This window comes from Paracoccus sp. J39 (genome assembly GCF_000518925.1).
Lineage (GTDB): Bacteria > Pseudomonadota > Alphaproteobacteria > Rhodobacterales > Rhodobacteraceae > Paracoccus.
Genome location: NZ_JAEN01000007.1, coordinates 152,831 through 172,966 on the forward strand (window position 1 = coordinate 152,831; position 20,136 = coordinate 172,966).

Below are 20,136 nucleotides of genomic sequence, written 5' to 3' on the forward strand. Positions count from 1 at the left end.
GCCCTCCCACCACTTCCATCGAAGGGCCGTTCAGCACGGCTCCCTCTGCCTTTCCGCCACGAAGGGCGCGCAACGCTCGACCGAAACGGCGACCGTTTCGTTGCCGTCGCGCAGCCACCAGTCGAACTTCGAGAACAGCTCGATCTCGAAGGGGCCGTCATAGCCGATCTCGTCGAGAAGCGCCTTGTAAGCCGCGAAGTCGACCACGCCGTCGCCGATCATGCCCCTGTCATGGTATACATCGCGGGTCGGCACAAGCCAGTCGCAGAGATGGAAGGTCAGGATATTTTCCGGCCCCGCCTCGCGCAGCCCCGGCATGAAGCCGGCGTCCCACCAGCAATGATAGGTATCGGCGACGATGCCCGTGCCCTCGCCCAGGCTGCGGCAAAGATCCAGGCAATGCGCGAAGCTGTTGAGGCAGCTGCGATCGGCGGCATACATCGGATGCAGGGGCTCAAGGCCAAGCTTGACCCCCACCTTGCGGGCATGGGGCAAAAGCTCTTCCAGCGCCCCGATCACCCGCGACCGCGCCGCCGCCAGATCCTTTTCGCCCGTCGCCAGCCCGCCCGGCACGACGACCAGGCAAGGCGCACCGATCTCGGCGGCGGCATCCAGACGGCGGCGGTTTTCGTCAAGGGCGGCGGCAAAGCCGCCCTTGTCCGCGATATTGACCCAGGCGCTGGTGCAGAGGCAGGGCACGAACAGCCCCGCATCGCGGATCAGCCGGGTGCCCTGACCGATTCCGGCAGCGTCCAGATATTCCATCCAGACCCCGATCCCGGCGACGCCCTGCCGGGCATAGCCGTTCACCGCCTGTTCGAGGGTCCAGTCCCGCGTGGTGATCTGGTTGATCGCAAAACGGCGCAGATCGGGCATCAGACCATCTCCGGTTGCAGGTTGCGCAGTTCGGCCGTGGCCTTCTCGTCGATGCGGCCGTCCTCGATCACGACGCGATAATGCTCGCGGGCGAAGGCCGGGGTGATCTTGCCGTCCAGCGCGTCCTCCAGCACCTGCTCCAGCGGGCGTTGCAGCGGGTCGCCATAGCCGCCGCCCCCGGCCTGTTCGTGCCGGATCACGTCGCCTTTTGCGACATTGCGCGTGACCTTGCTGTCCAGCAGTTCGAACGCGCCGCCGTTCAGGCTCAGCAGGTTGCGCGAGGGTGCCGCCGGATTGCCGCCGAACAGCCCATAGGGCCGATGCTCGTAGCGGTCGGCGCGCAGCTGCAGCACCGCATCCTCGGCCAGCAGGCGATACTGGCGCACCACGCCCAGCCCGCCCCGCTGCTTGCCCGCCCCGCAGGAATCGGTGCGCAGCGAATATTCCTCGATGCGGATCGGATAGGTCGATTCCATCAGCTCGACCGGCATGTTCGACATGTTCTGCGAGGGGTTGGTGATCGCGTCGATGCCGTCCTTGCTGGCGCGCGCGCCCAAGGCGCCGTTGATCATGTCGACCATGACGAAGGGCTGGCGAGTGTCCTTGTCATAGCCGCCCAGGCAGACCACCGAGTTGCCGCCCTCGCCCGCCGCGGCGACGCGCGTCGGCACGATCTTGGCCAGCGCGCCCAGCACGGTATCGACCACGCGATAGCCGGTCAGGGCGCGCGCCGCCACCGGCGCCGGGAAATGCGGGTTCAGGAAGCAGCCCTTGGGGGCCGCGATGTCGATGGCGCGATACATGCCGGAATTGTTCGGCACCTCGCTGTCCAGCGTGCAGCGAATCGCCAGATAGGTCGCGGACTTCACGAAGGACAGAGTCGAGTTGATCGCGCCCTTGACCTGCGGCGCGCTGCCGGTGAAATCCACGTCCAGATGGTCGCCCTTGACGGTGATCGTCACCTTGATCGGGATCGGCGCCGGGTCGAAGCCGTCGCCGTCGATGTAATCGGTGAACTCGTAGCTTCCATCGGGCCATTTGGCGATCTCGTTGCGGGTCAGGCGCTCGCCGTAATCGAGGAAATCGGCCAGGAACCGGTTGAAGGTCGGCGCACCGTATTTGTCGACGATGCGCAGCAACTCGCGCTCGCCAAGCGCACAGGTCGCCAGCTGGGCCTCAAGATCACCGATGACCAGGTCGGGCAGGCGCACGTTGCGCTCGATGATCTGGAACACGATGTCGTTGCGGACCCCGCGATCATAAAGCTTCAGCGGCGGCAGCCGCAGTCCTTCTTGGAATATCTCGGTCGAGTCGCTGGCATTCGAACCGGGCACGCGGCCGCCCACGTCGCAGTGGTGGCAGATCACCACCGAGAAGCCGAGATGTTCGTCGCCGTGAAAGATCGGCTTGAACATGAAGATGTCGGGCAGGTGCATGCCGCCGTCATAGGGGTCGTTGAAGATGATGACGTCGCCGGGATGCAGATCGCCCTGGAACCGCGCCAGCAGCGCCTCCATCGCGTCGGGAACGGCCCCCAGATGCAGCGCCACGGTCTTGGCCTGCGCCAGGATGCGGCCCTTGGCGTCGCACATGGTGGTCGAATAATCCAGCACGTCGCGGACGATGGGCGAACGCGCCGTCCGCATCACCGTATAGGCCATGTCGTCCACGATGGATTCGACGGCGCTTTTCAGCACGGCGAAGGTAATCGGGTCGTTGGCGGAAATCTCGGCCATGGCTGCGCTCCTTACGAAAGACGGATGTGAAGGTTCAGGAAGTCGTCGCGCTCGACGGTGGCATCCGGCGGCACGACCACGGTCGAGTCGTTCGATTCCAGGACGACCGGGCCGGTCAGCCTGCGCGGCGAGCGGATGCGGTCATAGACCGGGGTCTCGATCCAGCCCGCATCCTTGCCGAAATAGACCTTGCGCTGCGAGACAGGCCCCGCTTCTTCATGGTCCGGCGCCGAGAGCTTGCGGAAGTCCAGCCGCCCCTGCCGCAACCCGCGGCCGGTCATGCGGATGCCGACCACCTCGACCGCATCGGACGACACATAGCTGTAGATCGAGCGATAGGTTTCCAGGAAATCCTCGCGCACGCGGGCCGGATCGAAAGGCTCGGCGAAGGGAATCGCCAGCGACATTTCCTGGCCGCGGAAGCGCATGTTCGCCTCGGGCAGCAGTTCCATCGCGTCCTCCGGGATGCCCTCCTCGCGCAGGTTGGCGATGGCCTGCCGGCGCAGATCCTCGGTCGCCTCGGCAAGGCGCGCCAGATCGACATCCTCGACCACGCGGCCGATGGGGGCGGTGAAATAGCGCTCGATATCGCCCGAAAGCATGCCCATGGCGGTGAAGACGCCGGGGGTGGCCGGGATCAGCAGCTTGTCCATCGACAGGAGCGAGGCGATGGCGGCGGCATGCACGGGGCCCGAGCCGCCGATGGCGACCAGGGTGAAGTCGCGCGGGTCCACCCCCCGCTCCACGGTCACGGCGCGGATGGCGCGGGCCATGTTGGCGTTCACCACCTCGCGGATGCCATAGGCGGCATCCTCGGCCTCAAGCCCCAGCGCATCGCCCAGCCGCGCCGCGATGGCGGCCGCCGAGGCGGGTTTGTCCAGATGCCGCGCCCCGCCGGCCAGTTCCTCGGGCAGATAGCCCAGCACGAGGTTCGCATCGGTCACCGTCGGCTGGTCGCCGCCAAGCCCGTAGCAGACCGGCCCCGGATCGGCCCCGGCCGAAACCGGGCCCACCCGGATCAGCCCGGCGCTGTCCAGCGCGGCGATCGAGCCGGCGCCGCTGCCCACCTCGGCCACGTCGACGGTCGGCACGCTCATCATGTAGCCGCCGGCCTTGATGAAGCGCGAGGGCGTCGAGATGCCGGCGCGGAATTCGTATTCGCTGACCCGGCTCAGTTCGCCGCCATTGACCAGCGTGGCCGAGGCGGTGGTGCCGCCCATGTCGAAGATGACAAGGTTTTCCTGCGCCAGCGCCTCGCCCAGGCGCGCACCGCCGACCGCGCCGGCGGCCCGCCCCGAGGAGATGAAGAACACCGGCTTCTCGCAGGCGGTCTCGGCCGAGGCCAGCGCGCCGTTCGAGTTGCTGACCAGCAGCGGCGCGTTCACGCCCAGCCTTTTGATGCCGGTCTGCAGGCGCTCCAGATAGGCGGCCAGAACCGGGCCGACATAGGCGTTCACCACCGTGGTGCTGGTGCGTTCGTATTCCTTGGCCTCGGGCAGGACCGAGACCGAGGTGGTGACCTGGACCTTCGGGAACCGCGCGCGGATCAGTTCCTCGGCGCGCTGTTCGTGGACCGGATTGCGATAGCTGTTCAGGAAGCAGATGGCAATGGATTCCACCCCGGCCTCGACCAGCGCGGCGGCGGCGGCGACGACACTTGCCTCGTCCAGGGGCGTGATGACGGTGCCGTCGGCGGCGATGCGCTCCTGCGCCTCAAGCCGGTAGCGGCGCGGGATCAGCGGAACGGGCTTGTCCCATTGCAGGTCAAACATGTTCGGCGTGCGCAGCCGGCCGATCTCCAGCACGTCGCGGAATCCCGCCGTGGTGATCAGCCCGGCACGGGCGCCGACCTTTTGCAGCAGGGTGTTCGAGCCGACGGTGGTGCCGTGCACGATCTCGCGCACATCGGCAACCGAGATGCCCGAATCCCGCACCAGGTCAGAGATGCCGGCGATCACCGCCTCCTCGGGCGCGGCGGGGGTCGAGGGCACCTTGGCGTGATAAAGCCGCCCGTCGCCTTCGATCATCACGAGATCGGTGAAGGTGCCGCCGATATCGACGCCGATTCGCGCAGTTCTGGTCGCTGAAGCCGTCATGATTCTCACCCTTATTGTACTAGTTGGTTAGTTTAGTAACATGCAGATTTCCGAACCGACAAGCGATTTTTTATTCCTTATATTTCAATATGTTGAAGTTGATTTTCTCCGGATGCACCAAAGAAACTTGATTATAATTGGACTAGTGGTGCTATTAATGCCTTGGAAACAAGAACAGCCGCCGGCGATTCGCCGCAGGCCGCACAACAGGAGAGGACGAATGAGAAAGATGCAGATTTCGCCGTCAGCCGCCGTCGCCGCGCTGCTGATCCTTGCCGGGCCTGCCCTGGCGCAGGACAAGCTGACCGTGCGGCTGGACTTCTCGCCCTGGGGCAGTCACGCCGCCATGCACCTTGCGCAGCAACAGGGCTGGTTCGACGAGGCCGGACTGGACGTGGACGTGCAGGACGGGCGCGGCTCGGGCAATACCTTGCAGCTGGTCAATGCCGGGCAGGCCGATGTCGGCCAGATCCAGCTGGGCCTGATCCCCGCGGCGCGTCAGGGCGGCGCCAAGGTCAAGGGCATCGCCGGCTGGGACCGCCGCACCGATCTTTGCGTGCTGGTCGACAAGGACGCGCCCATCGAGCAGATCGCGGATCTCAAGGGCAAGAAGGTGGTCGTCTTCGCCGCCAGCCCATGGACGCCCTATATCGACACCTTCCTCGCCGCGGGCGGTCTGGACCGCAACAACACCACCATCGAATTCGTCGATGCCTCGGCGCTGTGGGGCACCTATACCTCGGGGCGCGCGGACGCGATGATGTCCACCGTCGCCTCGGCCCTGCCCCTGGCCGAGGCGCAGCGGCCGTCCAAGTGCCTGACCTCGGATTCCGCCGACCTGTATTTCCCCAGCTACGGCCTTGTCGCCTCGGACGACACGATCGAGAACCGGGCGGATGCGCTGAAGAAACTGGTCGAGGTCCAGCAGCGCGCCTGGGCGGAAATCGCCAGGAATCCCGACCTGGGCGTCGAGGCGATGCTGGCCCAGCGCCCCGATGCCATGCTGAACCCGGACGTCCTGCGCGAACAGATCCGCCTGACCGTGGAATATTTCGACACGCCGGCGACCGAAGGCAAGCCGATCGGCTGGCAGGCGGACGAGGATTGGGAAGCCGCGCTGAAGGGCATGGAGCGCGCCGGCGTGGTCAACCCCGGCTGGCAGGTCGCCGATTATTTCACCAACGACCTGATCCCGGAATGAGGCGGTGAGCATGAACATGATGGCCGACACCACCCCCGACACCTATCTGCGCATCAGGGGCGCGGGCAAGACCTACCCGTCGCAGCACGGCCCCGTCGTCGCGCTCAGCGACATCAACCTGGACGTGCGCCCGGGCGAGTTCCTCAGCATCGTCGGGCCCAGCGGCTGCGGCAAGAGCACGCTGCTGAAATGCCTGGCCGGGCTGGAAAACATCACCTCGGGCGGCATCACCGTGTCCGGCAAGCCGCTGTCCGGCCCGCCGGATCGCATGGGCGTGGTGTTCCAGCGCGACGTCCTGCTGGACTGGCGCACCATTCTCGACAACGTGCTGTTGCAGGCCGAGTTTCTGGGCCATCCGCGCGAGCAATACCGCGAACGCGCCCTGCAGCTGCTGGAACGCTTCGGGCTCAAGGGCTATGAAAAACGCCATCCCTGGGAGCTGTCGGGCGGCATGCGGCAGCGCGCCTCGATCTGCCGGGCGCTGCTTTGCGATCCGGACCTTCTGCTGATGGACGAGCCTTTCGGCGCGCTGGACGCGATGACCCGCGACGATCTGAACGTCGAGCTGGCCCGGATGTGGCAAGAGACGAACAAGACGGTGATCTTCATCACCCATTCGATTTCCGAGGCGGTCTTCCTGGCCGACCGCGTGGTGATGATGTCGCGCACGCCCGGCCGCATCGTCGATGTGTTCGAGGTGGAGCTGCCCCGGCCGCGCCCGCTGTCGGTGCGCGAATCCGATGCCTTCGGCGTCTATGCCCAGCGTATCCGCCACCATTTCGCCGAATTGGGAGTGCTCAAGGAATGAAGAACAGCCTCATCGCGAAAATCATGCGGGACAACCGCTCGCTGGACATCGTCCTGGTGCTTCTGGGAACCATCCTGCTGTGGGAACTGGCCGTGCGGCTGTTCCATCCGCCGGCGATCATCCTGCCCGCCCCCTCGGCGATCTGGGCGGCCTTCATGCAAAGCCCCTGGGTGTTCATCCGCAACATGCTTTACACGCTGATGACCACCGGCCTGGCCTTTGCCATTTCCGTGGTGCTGGGCGTGGTCATGGCCGTCGGCATCGTGCAGTCGAAGTTCCTTGAACGCACGGTCTACACGCTGCTCATCGCCATCAACTCGGTTCCCAAGGTGGCGCTGGCGCCGCTGTTCGTGATCTGGCTGGGCACCGGCATGTCGTCGCAACTGGCGGTGGCGGTGATGCTGGCGATCTTTCCCATCGTCATCAACACGGTCCTGGGCCTGCGCTCGGTCGACCCGGACATGCTGAATCTCGCCAAGGCGACGCGGGCCTCGAAATTCGACATCATCTACAAGATCCGGGTGCCGAACGCCCTGCCCTCGCTGTTTTCCGGCATGAAGGTCGGCATCTCCTTCGCGCTGGTCGGCGCCATCGTCGGAGAGTTCGTCGCCGGCGGCCGCGGCCTGGGATTCCTGGTCCTGACCGCGCAGGGCCAGTTCGACACGACGCGGGTCTTCGTCTCGCTGGTGCTCTTGGGGGTGATGGGCACGATCCTGTTCTATGCCGTCGACGTGATGGAACGGATCGCCTTGCCCTGGCACAGCTCGCAACGCCAGCCAAACGCCTGAACCTTTGGGGGCGTCCCGCCCCCTTCTTCCAAGCCGATCCGAAAGGCATTCCATGTCCTCAACCAACCTTCTGTCGGCAGGCGGTCTTGCCACGCCGTTCAGGTCGATCCCCGTCGAGGAGGCGCTGGCGGTGCTGGATGCGCATTATGGCGTGACCGGCACCCTGCGGCGCCTGGACACCGAAAAGGACGACACCTTCCGGCTGGCCACGCCCAAGGGGGATCGCTTCATCGTCAAGGTCTCGAACCCCGACGAGGATCCTGCCGAACTGTCGCTGCAGACCGATCTGCTGGATCATCTGGCGCGCGTCGATCCCGGCCTGCCGGTGCCGCGCGTGATGCGCAACCGCGATGGCAAGGGCTTCTTCGCCATCACCGACAGCCACGGCCAGCCGCGCATGGTGCGGATGCTGACCTATCTGGAGGGCACGCCGCTGGACCGGATCGCCTCGACCGCCGAGGAACGGGCCAGGGTCGGCGCCACCCTGGCACGGTTGCGGCTTGCCATGGCGGATTTCTCGCATCCGCATGACAGCCGCGAAATCGCCTGGGACGTCCAGCACCTGCCGAAGCTCGCCTTCCTGCTGAACGGGGTGGCCGATCCCGAACATCGCGCCATGCTGGCCGAGGGGATGGCGCGCTTTCGCCAGATCGAGGGCAGGCTGAAAGCCTGCCGCCGTCAGGTGCTGCACAACGATTTCAGCCGCTCCAACATCGTCATCGACCGAAACGATCCGGCTTTCGTCACCGGCGTGATCGATTTCGGCGATGCGCTGCGCACCTATATCGTGATCGATCTTTCGACCGCGCTGCTCAATCAACTCGATCCCGCAGGGGGGCCGGCAATGTTCGATCATGGCCGGGACTTGCTGGCCGGCTATCTCTCGGTGGCCGACCTGACCCCGGACGAGCTGGAAGTCCTGCCGCATCTGATCATGGCCCGGGTCATCGCCCGCGCGCTGATCACGACATGGCGGGCCGGGCAATTCCCGGATAATGAGCCCTATATCATGCGAAACACCCATCAGGGCTGGAAGCAGCTGCACCAGTTTCTCAGCCTGCCGCTGGACGAAATCAGCCGGACATTCGCCCCAAGCGCCGCAAACGAGGCGGCCCGCACGACAGAGGAAGCACGGATATGAATGCGCAGGACAAGCCCCGGATCAACATCGGCATGGTGAACGGCTTCGACCCGGACAACATGGGCAACCTGGATCCGGCGATGCAGGATCTGATCCGCCGGCGCCGTCGCCTGCTGGGCCCCGCCTATCGCCTGATGTATGCCGATCCGGTGCAGATCAGCCGCGCCCTGGGCACCAGGATGTGGGACCGCGACGGCAACGAATATCTGGACGCCTATAACAACGTCGTCTCGGTCGGCCATTGCAACCCGCGCGTGGTCGAGGCCGTGCATCGACAGATGCAGACGCTCTGCACCCATACCCGCTATGTGCAGGACGAAATCCTGGAATTCGCCGAACAGATCGTGCCGAGCTTCGGCGAACCGATCGAGCATATCATGTTCACCTGCACCGGCTCCGAGGCGAACGATCTGGCGCTGCGCATCGCCATGCACCAGACCGGGCGCAAGGGCATTGTCATCACCTCGGAAGCCTATACCGGCAATTCCCATCTGACGGCGGGCCTGTCGCCTTCGCTGGGCAGGAAAAGCCCGCCGGGGCAATGGGTGCGCCGCATATCCACACCCGACTCCTATCGCATGGACCCGTCCGAGATCGGCGCCCGACTGGCCCGGCAGGTCCGGCACGAGATCGACGAGCTGGAACGTCGCGGCGAAGGCATCGCCGCCTTCATCGCGGATTCGCTGTTCTCCTCGGACGGCATCTATGCCCATCCGACCGACATCCTTCAGCAGATCACCGAGGTCGTCCATGCCGCCGGCGGCGTGGTCATCGCCGACGAGGTGCAGGCGGGCTTCGGCCGTTCGGGCGACCGGCTCTGGGGGTTCCAGCGCCACGGCCAGGTGCCGGACATCGTCACCATGGGCAAGCCGATGGGCAACGGCTTCCCGGTCGCGGCGGTCGCGGTGCGCGGCGAGGTGGTCGAGCGTTTCGGCAACGAAATGCGCTATTTCAACACTTTCGGCGGCAATACCGTGGCCATCGCGGCGGCGCAGGCGACCTTCGACGTGATCCGCGACGACAGGTTGCAGGAAAACGCCGCCCGGATCGGCGCGATGATCCAGGACGGTTTCCGCCAGATTGCCAAGGAAGACGGGCGCATCGGCGACGTGCGCGGCGCGGGCCTCTATATCGGGGTCGAGTTCGTCAGGGACCACGACAGCAAGGAACCGGATTCGGCGACGGCCCTGGCCGTGGTCGACGGCCTGCGGCAGCGGCGGGTGCTGATCTCGGCGACCGGCCATCACGCCAATACGCTGAAGATCCGGCCGCCGCTGGTGTTCTCGGAAAGCGACGTGGACCGGCTGCTGACCGAGACGCGCAACGCACTGGCTGCGATCTGACCAAACGCGGCGACGCGGGCAAGAGGCGCGCGCCGCCGCCGATCAAGGCATGGCGCAAACCAGCCGCCGAACCGGATTGCAGGGTCGGCGGCTGGCAGGATGAGCTCGCAGACAAAGGGACGGACGAATGATCACCGGCAAAACCCGGATCTTCTTCATGCTCGCGGATCCGATCCACCACGTCCGCACCCCCGAGGTGCTGAACCCGTTATTCAGGGCGCGGGGCATCGACGCAGTAATGGTGCCGGTCCATTACGCGCCGGCAGACTTCCCCGCCGCCTGGCAGGCGATGAAGCGGATGCGCAACCTGGGCGGCATGGTGGTCAGCGTGCCCCTGAAGGAACAGGTGGCCGAACTGGCGGATCGCGTCGGCGATGAAGCGATGGAGCTTGGCGCCGCGAACACCGTCCGCCGGGAAGAGGACGGCACCATGGTGGCCGAGAATTTCGATGGCCGCGGCTTCCTGCAAGGGCTGCTGAACGGCGGTGCCGATGCCAGAGGACGCGAGGCGCTGCTTCTGGGCGCCGGCGGCGCCGGGCGCGCCATTGCCTTCGGCCTTGCCCGCAGCGGGGTGGCCTCGTTGCGGGTGCATGATCCCGACGTGGCCCGCGCGCAATCGCTGGCCGACAGGATCGTCGCAAGCTATCCGCAGCTGCGTGCCACCGCGGGGTCGAACGATCTGGAGGGGATCGACCTGCTGGTCAATGCCTCGCCCTGCGGGCTGCACCCGGAAACCGATCCGGCGCCGGTCGATCTGTCCCGATTGCGTCCGGACATCCTCGTCGCCGACATCATCATGAAGCCGCGCGAAACCCCGCTGCTGCGCGCCGCGCAGGCGAAGGGCTGCCAGATCCGTTACGGCGCGCCGATGCTGGACAGCCAGCTTGAACTGATGCTGCAATTCTTCGGCTACTGACCCGGACGGCACATGCCCGCCGGTCTTGATGCCGTCAGGCGAACAATTCCCGGATCGCAGGGGTCACGGGAATTCCCCGCCCGGCCGCCTCGGAACGCCGCCGGTAGCGGTGGTCGCCGGGCAAGCGCGCCATTCCCGCGTCGCGCAGCATCTGCACTAGCCCGGCGACGCGCCGGCCGAACTGATCGTTGCCACCGCGTTGCGGATCCAGCACGATCAGCAACTGCCCGGTGCGCGGAATCTCGGCCCCCGGCGCCGAGGACATATCCACCTCATGCGAGAAGGGCCCGCCGGTCAGGGCCGAGGCGAGCAGCTCGACCATCAGGGACAGCAGGGCGCCCTTGTGGCCGCCGAAGGGCAGGATGCCGCCCTCGTCCAGGATTTCCGCGGGGTCATCCGTATCCCGTCCCTGCCGACCGATCCCGGTGCCAAGGGGAACGCGCCGCCCTTCGTCCCGCGCGATGCGCAGGTCGCCCTGCGACATGGACGAGGTGGCGAAATCCATCGCGATGGGCAGGCCGCCCTCGACCGGCGTGGCGAAGGCAATCGGATTGGTGCCGAAGACCGGCCGGGCGACGCCCCTCGGCATGACGGCCGGCCCCCCGGTCACCATGGTCAGGGCAACCAGCCCGGCATCGGCCCAGGGCTCGACATCGGGCCAGAGCGCGCTGAAATGATGCGAATTGCGCAGCGCGACGATCGCAGCGCCGCTTTCCCCGATCATGGCCCGGATGTCCTCGCTTGCGGCCTCCAGGGCCGGCTGGGCGAAGCCGTTCATGGCGTCGATGCGCAGATAGGATGCGCCGACACGAGCGATCTGCGGCTGCGCATGGCCGTCCACCCAGCCGCTGCGCAAGGTCGCAAGATAGCCGGGGATGCGAAACACGCCATGGCTGAAGGTGCCGTCGCGCTCGCAACCCGCGCAGTTCCGGGCAAGGATCGCCGCCACCTCTTCCGAGGCGCCCGCCTCCTCCAGCAGGCTTCGCAAGCGCAGGACCAGCAGGTCGAACGGGATATGCGTGGCATTCGGGTCAAGGGCAAAGGTCATCATGTCATCTCTCGGTCAACCGTCGAACCAGGTGTCGGCAAGCGTGAAGCCCTCGGGATAGGGATCCGTCGGGTCGAGCCCCATCTGATAAAGGCCGGTGATCCAGGCCTGCCCGGCGATGGCGGGGATCACCGCATCGTATTGCGCAAGCCGGGTCAGCCCGTCGATCTGACAGGTGAAGCGGCTGCCGGTGATCGATTCGTGGATAAAGGTCTCTCCCGGCTTGATCTCGCCGCGGGCATGCATCAGCGCCAGCCGCGCCGAAGAGCCGGTGCCGCAAGGCGAGCGGTCGCAGCGTCCGGGCGAGACGACGACCGTATTGCGCGCCACCAGGCAGCCGTTTTCGCGGCGAAGCGGCCCCATGAACTCGGTATTGGTGATACCCGGCATGTCGGGGTTTCCGGGATAGGCAACCGGCAATTGCTCGACCGCTGCCGCCTTCAGACGCTGGCCCAGGTCGCAAAGGTCGCGGGCCTCGTGCGGTTCGATGGCAAAGCCCAGGTCGGCCGCCTCGACCATGGCATAGGTCATGCCGCCATAGGCGACGTCCATGCGGACCGAGCCCAGGCCGGCGACTTCGACCATGGCGTCCCGGTGATAGCAGAAGGCGGGCTGGTTGACCAAGCGGACGCTCAGCACCTTGCCGTCCCGGCATTCGCAGCGGACCCGGATCAGCCCGGCGGGCGCCTCGAGCACCAGCTCGGTCACCGGCTCGACCATCGGCAGAATGCCGGTTTCCAGCAGGACGGTCGCCACGCAGATCGTGTTCGAGCCGGACATGGCCGGATATTCCGTCGTCTCAAGGATGACGTAGCCCATCGTCGCTTCCGGGTGGTTGGACGGCAGGATGATGTTGGCATTGTGCCAGACCGCACCGCGCGGCTCGAACAGCACCAGCTTGCGGATCTCGTCCAGGTTGCTTTCAAGCCAGAGCTTCTTGTCGAACATGGTCCGGCCGGGAACCTGCCCGATCCCTCCGGTGATCACCCGGCCGATCTCGCCCTCGCAATGGCTGTCGACGACGTTCAGGGTCCGCTTCCAGCGCATCTCGTCTCCTTTCAGGACAGGTTTCTGACGCGATCCGCAGCTGGGCCGCATGGTCGCCTTGCCGCGCGATGTCCCCGGCCCTGCACGGTTTGGCCCCGACCGGCGGCGATGCGAAAAAAAGTGGGTCAACTGCCGACTACGTGTCGCCAACAATATGTCGCCTGAATGTCGGCACCGTCAACGATTCTATGGCGGCAACATGGAAATTCGCCCTCGCAGGAACAGAACGGAAAACCCGGCATCAGAATGCCGGGTCAGTCAGGCTCATCGCGGGGATCGGGTGCCTACTTCCCGACGAAGGAGAAGTTCTGCGAATAGTTCTCCTTCATGAACTCGATGAAGTTGTCGCGGAACTGCCGGGTATGGGCATGGGCCAGCGCATCGGCCCGCTCGACATCCCGCGCCCGGATCGCCTCCAGCATCTCGGTATGCTCGTCCGTCAGCAGGTAGCTGTCGTTGCTGCGCTCGATATAGTCGAAATGCAGGTGCAGCATGCGGCGGCCCTGATTCAGCAGCCGCTCGTAAAAGGCGGCCAGATAGGGATTTCGGCCGGCGGTGGCAATGGCCATGTGGAACTGCTTGTTCGCCTCGGACATCAGCAGGTGATTGCCGCTCTTGACCGCCGCCTCGAACTCTTTCTGCCGCGCGGCAATGGCCTTCAGGTCGGCCTCGCTGCGCAATTCGGCGGCCAGGCGTGTGTTCATGCGCTGCGCCAGGTCCAGCGCCTCGACATATTTCGGAAAGCTCAGCACGTCGATCGGCGCCACGATGGTCGAGCGGTTCGACAGCGTCACCACCAGGTCGTCGCCCGACAGGCGGATCAGCGCCTCGCGGATGGGTGAGCGCGACATGCCGAATCGCTCGGCCAATGTCGTCTCGTCCAGAAGTGCCCCCGGCTCCAGGGCCAGGGACAGGATTTCGTCGTGCAAGGTCTGGTAGACAAAGCGCCAGCCCGTCCCCTTGGCATGCCTGATCTCAGCTTCGTCGGCCAAACGCGTTCTCCTGCCGGTGTTTTCTGCACCCGATGATAGGGCGACGGCGCCAGTGTTGTCGACACAAAGTTTTTATTGACGTGCCGTCATTGTGTCGGCATGCTGTTTTCATGTCGGCACGTTGTTGACAAGTGGAATGCCGCAAAGACGACAGATTAGCCGTCCAACGATCAGGAGGAGACTGGACATGCTGATGAGGAAAATCTCGAAACCGGCGTCAATCATGGCCTTGGCCGTCGCGCTCTCGGCAGGCGTTGCCTCTGCCCAAGAGGCCGGTGGCTACTGGCAGAAGGTTCAAAGTGCCGGCAAGCTGCGCTGCGGCGCCGCCGTCGCCCCGCCCTATGTGATGCGCGATCCGGCAACGGGCGAGTATTCCGGCTTCTACGCCGATCTCTGCCGCGAATTCGCCGCCGTGCTGGAGGTGCAGCCGGAATTCGTCGACACCACCTGGGACAATATCGTGGCCGGGCTTCAGGCCGGGAAGTGGGACATGTCGCTGGCGCTGAACCGCACCCCGGTGCGCGCCATGGCGGTGCAGTTCTCGATCCCGGCGATGGAATACCAGATCTCGCTCGTCTACAACAAGGACAACCCCAAGATCCCGGCGAACCCGGTTTCGGTCGCGGATGTCGACGTGGCCGGCGTCACCATGGCGGTCATGTCCGGGACCGCCCAGGACAAGGCGATCTCGGCCGCGGTCAAGAACGCGACCATCCTGCGCCTGCCCTCGGCCGACGAGACCCGCCTGGCCGTGCAGTCGCGCCGCGCCGACATCATCGTCGACGCCTCGGACACCAACCTGCTGTTCACGCAGGCGAACCCGGACTGGGCGGTCGCCCTGAACCCCGAACCGGCGCTGGCCAAGCAGGGCGTGTCCTTCGGCCTGCCGCTGAGCCTGCGCGCCGCGGACGTGGCCGTCGTGGACATCTTCCTTGAGGAAAAGGTCGCCACCGGCGCCGTCGATGCGCTGATCACCAAGGCGGCCGACGAGGTTCTGGCCGCAAGCGGGAACTGAGACCAACCTTACAAGACATGCAAACACCGAACCGCCGCGGGAGGCGGCGGTTCGCGGAACAGCCATATTCGGGAGAGAGGCTTATGGCGGATATGCAGGACGGGTCTGCGCTGGTCGAGATCCACGACCTTCACAAGAGCTATGGTCCGAACATCCAGGTTCTCAAGGGCATCAACATCGAGATGATGCCGGGCGAGCGCGTCGTGGTCATCGGCCCCTCGGGCGGCGGCAAGTCGACGCTCTTGCGCGTGGTCATGGGTCTGGAACAGATCCAGGGCGGCGAGATCCGCTTCGGCGGCAAGCCCTATATCTCGACCAAGGGCGGCAAGACCGTCATCGACACCGAGGTGCGCAAGCAGATCGGCATGGTCTTCCAGCACTACACCCTGTTCCCGCATCTGAGCATCATGGAAAACCTGATCCTCGCCCCGCGCAAGGTGAACGGCGAAAGCCGCGCCTCGGCCCGCGAGCGCGGACAGAAGATCCTGGAGCGTTTCGGCCTGGGCGCCAAGGCCGACGCCTATCCCAGCCAGCTGTCGGGCGGCCAGAAGCAGCGCGTCGCCATCGCCCGCGCGCTGATGCTGGACCCGCGGCTGATGCTCTTCGACGAGGTGACCTCGGCGCTGGACCCGGAACTGGTGGCGGAAGTCGAGGCGGTGATCCTGCAGCTGGCCGAACAGGGCATGCCGATGATGATGGTGACCCATGACATGTGGTTTGCCCGCAACGTCGCCAGCCGGGTGATCTTCTGCGCCGGCGGCGTGGTGGTCGAGGACGGCCCGCCCGAGCAGGTGCTGGGCGATCCCAAGGAGGAACGCACCCGCGAATTCATCAACCGCGTCTTCCATATCAAGGCCTGAGGCGCGTCATGGATTACACACTCGACTTGGGAGCGGTCACCCGGAACATGGGCCCGCTCATGGACGGGCTTTGGGTGACGCTGCAGCTGACGCTGGCCGCCAATGTCATCGGCGTCATCGCCGGTTTCGCGCTGGCCCTGCTGACCACCAGCAAGCTTGCCATCCTGCGCGGGCCGTCGATGCTGTTCGTGGAATTCTTCCGCTGCACCCCGGCCATCGTCCAGATCGTCTGGTTCTTCTATTGCGTGCCGATGATCTTCAACGTGTTCTGGGGCCCGGTCTTCATGGGCATCATCGCCCTGGGCCTGAACCTGACCGCCTTCAATGCCGAAGCCTATCGCGCCTCGATCCAGGCGGTCCCGCGCGAGCATCTGGATGCCGGCATCGCCCTGGGTCTGTCGCCGACGCAGCGGATCCTGAACATCGTGCTGCCGCAGGCCCTGCGCAATTCGGTGCCGGTGCTCTTGACCAACGGCATCGGCATCTTCCAGCAAAGCGCGCTGGTCGCCATCGTCGGCGTCGCCGACCTGATGTATCAGGGCAAGACGCTGGCCACGGCCACCTATCGCCCGATCGAGACCTTCACGGTCGTCGCCCTGATCTATCTCGCCATCTCCTACCCGGTCGGCCAGTTCGTGAACTGGCTGGAGCGCCGGCAGAGCCATTCGTAAGGGGGACCGATCATGGGTATGACACTGGATTTCTCGATCCTGCTGCGCTTTACCGATGCGCTGGCCATCGGGCTGTGGACCACGATCAAGCTGACCTTGCTGTGCATCGTCCTGGGCACCTCGCTGGGCTTCGTCATCGGCTTGCTGCGCAGCAGCGGCAATGCCTTCGTCCGCGGCCTGCTGGGCCTTTATGTCGAACTGTTCCGGGGCACGCCGGTGCTGATCCAGCTGTTCTGGATCTTCTTCTGCCTGCCGCTGATCCTGGGGGTCGAATTCTCGAACTTCGTCTCGGCCACCATCGCCCTGACGCTCTATATGGGCGCGATCACCTCCGAGACCTTCCGCGCCTCGCTGCGTTCGGTGGGCCGCGAGCAGATGGATGCCTGCGTGGCGCTTGGCCTGCCGCGTGCGGCGCAGATCGTGAACGTGATCCTGCCCCAGGCGGTGCTGCGCGCCGTGCCGACGCTGCTGTCGAACGCCGTGTCGCTGTTCAAGGAAAGCGCGCTGGTCTCGGCGGTGGGCATGGCCGACCTGATGTTCATCGGCCAGAACATCTCGAACAACACGGCCCGCCCGGTCGAGGTGCTGACCGTGGTTGCCGGCATCTACTTCGTCATCGCCTTCCCCCTCACGCGGGCCGTCACCGTCGTCGAGCAGAAGCTGTTGCGCAAATTCTCCGCATAATTTACTGAAAAGAAAGGAAACACCATGAAACTGCAAGGTGTCATGCCCGCCCTTGTCACGCCCTTCGACGCGGCCGGCAAGATCGACTTCGCCGCTTTCGAGAAGCTGCTGACCAACCTGCGCGAAGCCGGCGTCTCGGGCTGGGTGCCCTGCGGCTCCTCGGGCGAATACAACTTCATGTCCGACGAGGAACGCGACAGCGTGCTGAAATTCGTCAAGGACTTCGCCAAGCCGGGCGAGATCCTGATCGCCGGCACCAACGCGCCGTCGACCGCCGGCGTCATCGCCAACACGCTGCGCGCCAAGGAAATGGGCTATGATGCCGTGCTGCTGGCGACGCCCTTCTACACCAAGCCGACGCAGGCCGAGCTGATCAAGCATTTCCAGACGGTGCTGGAAGCCACCGACATGCCCATCGTGCTTTACAGCTATCCCGACAAGGACGGGATCGAGCTGGGCTGGGAGGTGCTGGACGCTCTGGCCGACGATCCGCGCATCATCGGCATCAAGGAAAGCTCGGGCTCGCTGCAGCGCGCCATCGGCATCGCCACCCGCTACAAGGACCGCATCCAGCTGGTCTCGGGCTCGGACGACATCGCGCTGGACTTCATGTTCTGGGGCGCCGACGCCTGGATCTGCGGGCCGGCGAACTGCATGGCCAAGGCGGTCTGCGACCTCGACCGCACCTATCGCTCGGGCGACCTCGACAAGGCGCGCGCGCAGATGGCGACGCTTTATACCGCGATGAACATCCTGGAATCGGGCAAGTTCGTGCAGAAGCTGAAATACGGCTGCGAGATCCAGGGCATGCCGGTCGGCGAATGCCGCGCGCCCCTTGGCCCGCTGACGGATGAGGAAAAGGCCGATTTCCGCGCCGCCATGGAGCCGATCCTGAACTGGTAAGCCAACCCGGCCGGGCGGCGGACCCCGCCCGGCCCACGATCAACGGGAGGAGGACAAGCATGGCCACGGTCATCGTCGGCGCGGGCATCATCGGGACAAGCCTTGCCTATGAGCTGCAAAAGCGCGGCCGGCAGGTCATCCTGCTGGACAAGGGCGAGGTCGGACGCGGCGCCTCCTATGGCAACATGGCCTCGATCGCGGTGACGGAGTTCATGCCCGCCTCGCGCCCCTCGGTCTGGAAACAGATCCCCGGCTGGATGCTGGACCCCGAAGGCCCGGTGCGCGTCAGCCCCGCTTACATGCCGAAACTGATCCCCTGGTTCATGCGGTTCATCGCCGCCTCTCGCCCCTCGAAGCTCCGCCAGCTGGAGGCGCAGGGCGCGGCGCTGTGCGCGCGCGTCTACGACGACCTGCTGCCGCTGCTGCGCGAAACGGGCCTTGAGGGCGAGCTGACCGAGGAAGGCTGCCTGTCGCTTTACAGCGACGAGGCCGAATTCCGCGCCGACCGCGAGCATATCGAGATCCTCGAACGCTTCGGCTTTCCGCACCGGCGGCTGACCGGCGCCGAGGCGCGCGAGCTGGAACCGGAGCTGTCGGACAGCATCGGCATCGCCGTGCTGTTCCCGCAGAATCGCAGCCTGCGCGACCCCTATCGGCTGGTCGTCGCCCTTGCCGACCGCTTCGCCGCGCTTGGCGGCCGCATCGAACGGGGCGAGGTCGCGGGCTTCGACCGCAGCGACCGCATCACCGCCGTGCGGCTGACGGACGGCCGCACCATTCCTGCCGACGAGGTGGTGATCTGCGCCGGCGCCCATAGCGCGCGGCTCTCGAAACTGCTGGGCGAGCCGATGCCGCTGGAGACCGAGCGCGGCTATCACACCCAGATCATGGCGCCCGGCATCGCGATGCGGCATTCGATCATCTGGCCCGCCCGCGCCTTCATGGTCACGCCCACCGCGGGCGGCATCCGCGTCGGCGGCACGGTCGAGATGGCGGGGCTGGACGCGCCGCCCGACTATCGGCGCAGCAAGATCACCGTGAAGCGCGCGCGCGAGGCGCTGCCGAACCTGCGTTGCGAGGATTTCACCGAATGGATGGGCCACCGGCCGGCCTTCCCCGATACGGTGCCGGTCATGTCGGCCTCGGGCAAGGTGCCGGGCGTGTTCTACGCCACCGGCCACGGCCATCTGGGCGTGACCTATGCCGCGACCAATGCCAGGCTGATGGCCGACCTGATCACCGGGGCGCCCCCGCCCATCGACATGCGCCCCTATCGCATCGACCGTTTCTGAGAAAGGAGATCCCATGACCCAGAAGGTTTGTCTGATCACCGGCGGCGGCCGCGGCATGGGTGCCGCCGTCGCGCGCGAGATGCAGACCCGCGGCTACCGCCTGGCGCTGATGTCGCCCTCGGAAAGCTGCGAGGCGCTGGCGGCGGAACTGGGCGGCGTGGCCCGGCGCGGGGTCGCGCAAAGCGCCGAGGACCTGAAGGGCATCGTCGACCTGGCGATGTCCAGCTATGGCCGCATCGATGCGGTGCTGAACCATACCGGCCACCCGCCGAAAGGCGATCTGCTTGAGATCACGGATGAAAACTGGGATCTGGCGAACGACATGATCGTGAAATCGGTCGTCCGCATGGCGCGGCTGGTGACGCCGATCATGCAGGCGCAGGGCGGCGGGTCCATCGTCAACATCACCACCTATGCGGCCTTCGAACCCTCGCTGTGGTTTCCGGCCTCCTGCGTCTATCGCGCCGGGGTGTCGTCCTTTACCAAGCTTTACGCCGACCGCTACGGGCCGGAAAACATCCGCATGAACTGCCTGCTTCCGGGCTTCACCGACAGCCTGGACGTTGAGAAATTCGGCGACCTGACGGCGCTGAAACGCATCGGCAAGGTCGAGGAACAGGCCAAGGCCGCCGCTTTCCTGCTGACCGACGATTCAAGCTACATCACCGGCCAGAGCCTTCGGGTCGATGGCGGTCTGACCCGGCATATGTGAGGAACAA

General features: G+C 65.7%; 19 protein-coding genes. 13 read left to right on the top strand and 6 right to left on the bottom strand.

Translation table 11 applies throughout. The features are described from left to right. Positions 1 to 30: 30 nt before the first annotated feature. The 3 genes from L632_RS0109140 to L632_RS22340 are packed head-to-tail and all read right to left on the bottom strand — an operon-like array spanning position 31 to position 4,708. Positions 31 to 876 (bottom strand): sugar phosphate isomerase/epimerase, encoded by an 846-nt coding sequence (locus L632_RS0109140; RefSeq protein WP_028716653.1) that lies wholly within the window; start codon positions 874 to 876, stop codon positions 31 to 33. Next, the gene (locus L632_RS0109145; protein ID WP_036697734.1) at positions 876 to 2,612 is read right to left on the bottom strand and encodes a hydantoinase B/oxoprolinase family protein; all 1,737 of its coding nucleotides are present in this window, start codon (positions 2,610 to 2,612) and stop codon (positions 876 to 878) included. Before L632_RS0109145 ends, L632_RS0109140 begins: the two co-directional genes overlap by 1 nt. Before the next feature lie 11 nt (positions 2,613 to 2,623). Next, complete coding sequence (locus L632_RS22340) at positions 2,624 to 4,708, bottom strand: hydantoinase/oxoprolinase family protein (RefSeq protein ID WP_051476416.1); 2,085 nt, start codon at positions 4,706 to 4,708, stop codon at positions 2,624 to 2,626. Positions 4,709 to 4,928: 220 nt separating this feature from the next. Between L632_RS22340 and L632_RS0109155 the strand changes: the two genes are divergently transcribed. The 6 genes from L632_RS0109155 to L632_RS0109180 all read left to right on the top strand — a co-directional run bounded on the left by L632_RS0109155 (position 4,929) and on the right by L632_RS0109180 (position 10,905). Further along, positions 4,929 to 5,909 carry an ABC transporter substrate-binding protein gene (locus L632_RS0109155; RefSeq protein ID WP_051476408.1) on the top strand — a complete coding sequence of 327 codons (981 nt, stop codon included), beginning with the start codon at positions 4,929 to 4,931 and terminating at the stop codon, positions 5,907 to 5,909. Between the two features lie 10 nt (positions 5,910 to 5,919). Beyond that, the gene (locus L632_RS0109160; protein WP_028716656.1) at positions 5,920 to 6,717 is read left to right on the top strand and encodes an ABC transporter ATP-binding protein; all 798 of its coding nucleotides are present in this window, start codon (positions 5,920 to 5,922) and stop codon (positions 6,715 to 6,717) included. Further along, positions 6,714 to 7,505, top strand: coding sequence for an ABC transporter permease (locus L632_RS0109165; RefSeq protein WP_028716657.1), 792 nt, complete (start codon positions 6,714 to 6,716; stop codon positions 7,503 to 7,505). Before L632_RS0109160 ends, L632_RS0109165 begins: the two co-directional genes overlap by 4 nt. A gap of 52 nt (positions 7,506 to 7,557) precedes the next feature. Next, complete coding sequence (locus L632_RS22345; RefSeq protein ID WP_051476409.1) at positions 7,558 to 8,646, top strand: phosphotransferase; 1,089 nt, start codon at positions 7,558 to 7,560, stop codon at positions 8,644 to 8,646. After that, on the top strand, positions 8,643 to 9,989 hold the full coding sequence (locus tag L632_RS0109175; RefSeq protein WP_036697736.1) for an aspartate aminotransferase family protein: 1,347 nt from the start codon (positions 8,643 to 8,645) through the stop codon (positions 9,987 to 9,989). The genes L632_RS22345 and L632_RS0109175 overlap by 4 nt, the downstream gene beginning before the upstream one ends. Before the next feature lie 127 nt (positions 9,990 to 10,116). Continuing rightward, complete coding sequence (locus L632_RS0109180; RefSeq protein WP_028716659.1) at positions 10,117 to 10,905, top strand: shikimate dehydrogenase; 789 nt, start codon at positions 10,117 to 10,119, stop codon at positions 10,903 to 10,905. Between the two features lie 34 nt (positions 10,906 to 10,939). Here the strand turns inward: L632_RS0109180 and L632_RS0109185 are convergent, their stop codons facing one another. The 3 genes from L632_RS0109185 to L632_RS0109195 all read right to left on the bottom strand — a co-directional run bounded on the left by L632_RS0109185 (position 10,940) and on the right by L632_RS0109195 (position 13,992). Then, complete coding sequence (locus L632_RS0109185; RefSeq protein ID WP_028716660.1) at positions 10,940 to 11,953, bottom strand: Ldh family oxidoreductase; 1,014 nt, start codon at positions 11,951 to 11,953, stop codon at positions 10,940 to 10,942. Between the two features lie 15 nt (positions 11,954 to 11,968). Then, positions 11,969 to 13,000, bottom strand: a complete 1,032-nt coding sequence (locus tag L632_RS0109190; RefSeq protein ID WP_028716661.1) for a proline racemase family protein — start codon at positions 12,998 to 13,000, stop codon at positions 11,969 to 11,971. Positions 13,001 to 13,284: 284 nt separating this feature from the next. After that, complete coding sequence (locus L632_RS0109195; protein WP_028716662.1) at positions 13,285 to 13,992, bottom strand: GntR family transcriptional regulator; 708 nt, start codon at positions 13,990 to 13,992, stop codon at positions 13,285 to 13,287. Between the two features lie 187 nt (positions 13,993 to 14,179). Here L632_RS0109195 and L632_RS0109200 point away from each other — a divergent pair, with 187 nt between their 5' ends. The 7 genes from L632_RS0109200 (at position 14,180) to L632_RS0109230 (ending at position 20,129) form a co-directional block, all read left to right on the top strand. Further along, positions 14,180 to 15,007, top strand: coding sequence for an ABC transporter substrate-binding protein (locus L632_RS0109200; RefSeq protein WP_051476410.1), 828 nt, complete (start codon positions 14,180 to 14,182; stop codon positions 15,005 to 15,007). An 83-nt stretch (positions 15,008 to 15,090) separates the two neighbouring features. After that, complete coding sequence (locus L632_RS0109205) at positions 15,091 to 15,867, top strand: amino acid ABC transporter ATP-binding protein (RefSeq protein WP_305809636.1); 777 nt, start codon at positions 15,091 to 15,093, stop codon at positions 15,865 to 15,867. Positions 15,868 to 15,875: 8 nt separating this feature from the next. Then, positions 15,876 to 16,538 (top strand): amino acid ABC transporter permease, encoded by a 663-nt coding sequence (locus L632_RS0109210; RefSeq protein WP_028716665.1) that lies wholly within the window; start codon positions 15,876 to 15,878, stop codon positions 16,536 to 16,538. A gap of 12 nt (positions 16,539 to 16,550) precedes the next feature. Then, entirely contained in the window at positions 16,551 to 17,222 is a 672-nt protein-coding gene (locus tag L632_RS0109215) for an amino acid ABC transporter permease (protein ID WP_198021808.1), read from the top strand. A gap of 24 nt (positions 17,223 to 17,246) precedes the next feature. After that, positions 17,247 to 18,125 (top strand): 4-hydroxy-tetrahydrodipicolinate synthase, encoded by an 879-nt coding sequence (dapA, locus tag L632_RS0109220; protein WP_028716667.1) that lies wholly within the window; start codon positions 17,247 to 17,249, stop codon positions 18,123 to 18,125. 59 nt (positions 18,126 to 18,184) lie between these two features. Then, a complete protein-coding gene (locus L632_RS0109225; RefSeq protein ID WP_028716668.1) occupies positions 18,185 to 19,417 on the top strand; it encodes an FAD-binding oxidoreductase in 1,233 nt (410 codons plus the stop codon). 13 nt (positions 19,418 to 19,430) lie between these two features. Further along, a complete protein-coding gene (locus L632_RS0109230) occupies positions 19,431 to 20,129 on the top strand; it encodes an SDR family oxidoreductase (protein WP_028716669.1) in 699 nt (232 codons plus the stop codon). Positions 20,130 to 20,136: the final 7 nt, after the last annotated feature.

What these genes read in the sequence shown, in the direction of transcription:
- L632_RS0109140 (WP_028716653.1), bottom strand. Translation starts at nt 876, where the DNA reads ATGCCCGATCTGCGCCGTTTTGCGATCAACCAGATCACCACGCGGGAC.
- L632_RS0109145 (WP_036697734.1), bottom strand. Translation starts at nt 2,612, where the DNA reads ATGGCCGAGATTTCCGCCAACGACCCGATTACCTTCGCCGTGCTGAAA.
- L632_RS22340 (WP_051476416.1), bottom strand. Translation starts at nt 4,708, where the DNA reads ATGACGGCTTCAGCGACCAGAACTGCGCGAATCGGCGTCGATATCGGC.
- L632_RS0109155 (WP_051476408.1), top strand. Translation starts at nt 4,929, where the DNA reads ATGAGAAAGATGCAGATTTCGCCGTCAGCCGCCGTCGCCGCGCTGCTG.
- L632_RS0109160 (WP_028716656.1), top strand. Translation starts at nt 5,920, where the DNA reads ATGAACATGATGGCCGACACCACCCCCGACACCTATCTGCGCATCAGG.
- L632_RS0109165 (WP_028716657.1), top strand. Translation starts at nt 6,714, where the DNA reads ATGAAGAACAGCCTCATCGCGAAAATCATGCGGGACAACCGCTCGCTG.
- L632_RS22345 (WP_051476409.1), top strand. Translation starts at nt 7,558, where the DNA reads ATGTCCTCAACCAACCTTCTGTCGGCAGGCGGTCTTGCCACGCCGTTC.
- L632_RS0109175 (WP_036697736.1), top strand. Translation starts at nt 8,643, where the DNA reads ATGAATGCGCAGGACAAGCCCCGGATCAACATCGGCATGGTGAACGGC.
- L632_RS0109180 (WP_028716659.1), top strand. Translation starts at nt 10,117, where the DNA reads ATGATCACCGGCAAAACCCGGATCTTCTTCATGCTCGCGGATCCGATC.
- L632_RS0109185 (WP_028716660.1), bottom strand. Translation starts at nt 11,953, where the DNA reads ATGACCTTTGCCCTTGACCCGAATGCCACGCATATCCCGTTCGACCTG.
- L632_RS0109190 (WP_028716661.1), bottom strand. Translation starts at nt 13,000, where the DNA reads ATGCGCTGGAAGCGGACCCTGAACGTCGTCGACAGCCATTGCGAGGGC.
- L632_RS0109200 (WP_051476410.1), top strand. Translation starts at nt 14,180, where the DNA reads ATGCTGATGAGGAAAATCTCGAAACCGGCGTCAATCATGGCCTTGGCC.
- L632_RS0109205 (WP_305809636.1), top strand. Translation starts at nt 15,091, where the DNA reads ATGGCGGATATGCAGGACGGGTCTGCGCTGGTCGAGATCCACGACCTT.
- L632_RS0109210 (WP_028716665.1), top strand. Translation starts at nt 15,876, where the DNA reads ATGGATTACACACTCGACTTGGGAGCGGTCACCCGGAACATGGGCCCG.
- L632_RS0109215 (WP_198021808.1), top strand. Translation starts at nt 16,551, where the DNA reads ATGGGTATGACACTGGATTTCTCGATCCTGCTGCGCTTTACCGATGCG.
- dapA (WP_028716667.1), top strand. Translation starts at nt 17,247, where the DNA reads ATGAAACTGCAAGGTGTCATGCCCGCCCTTGTCACGCCCTTCGACGCG.
- L632_RS0109225 (WP_028716668.1), top strand. Translation starts at nt 18,185, where the DNA reads ATGGCCACGGTCATCGTCGGCGCGGGCATCATCGGGACAAGCCTTGCC.
- L632_RS0109230 (WP_028716669.1), top strand. Translation starts at nt 19,431, where the DNA reads ATGACCCAGAAGGTTTGTCTGATCACCGGCGGCGGCCGCGGCATGGGT.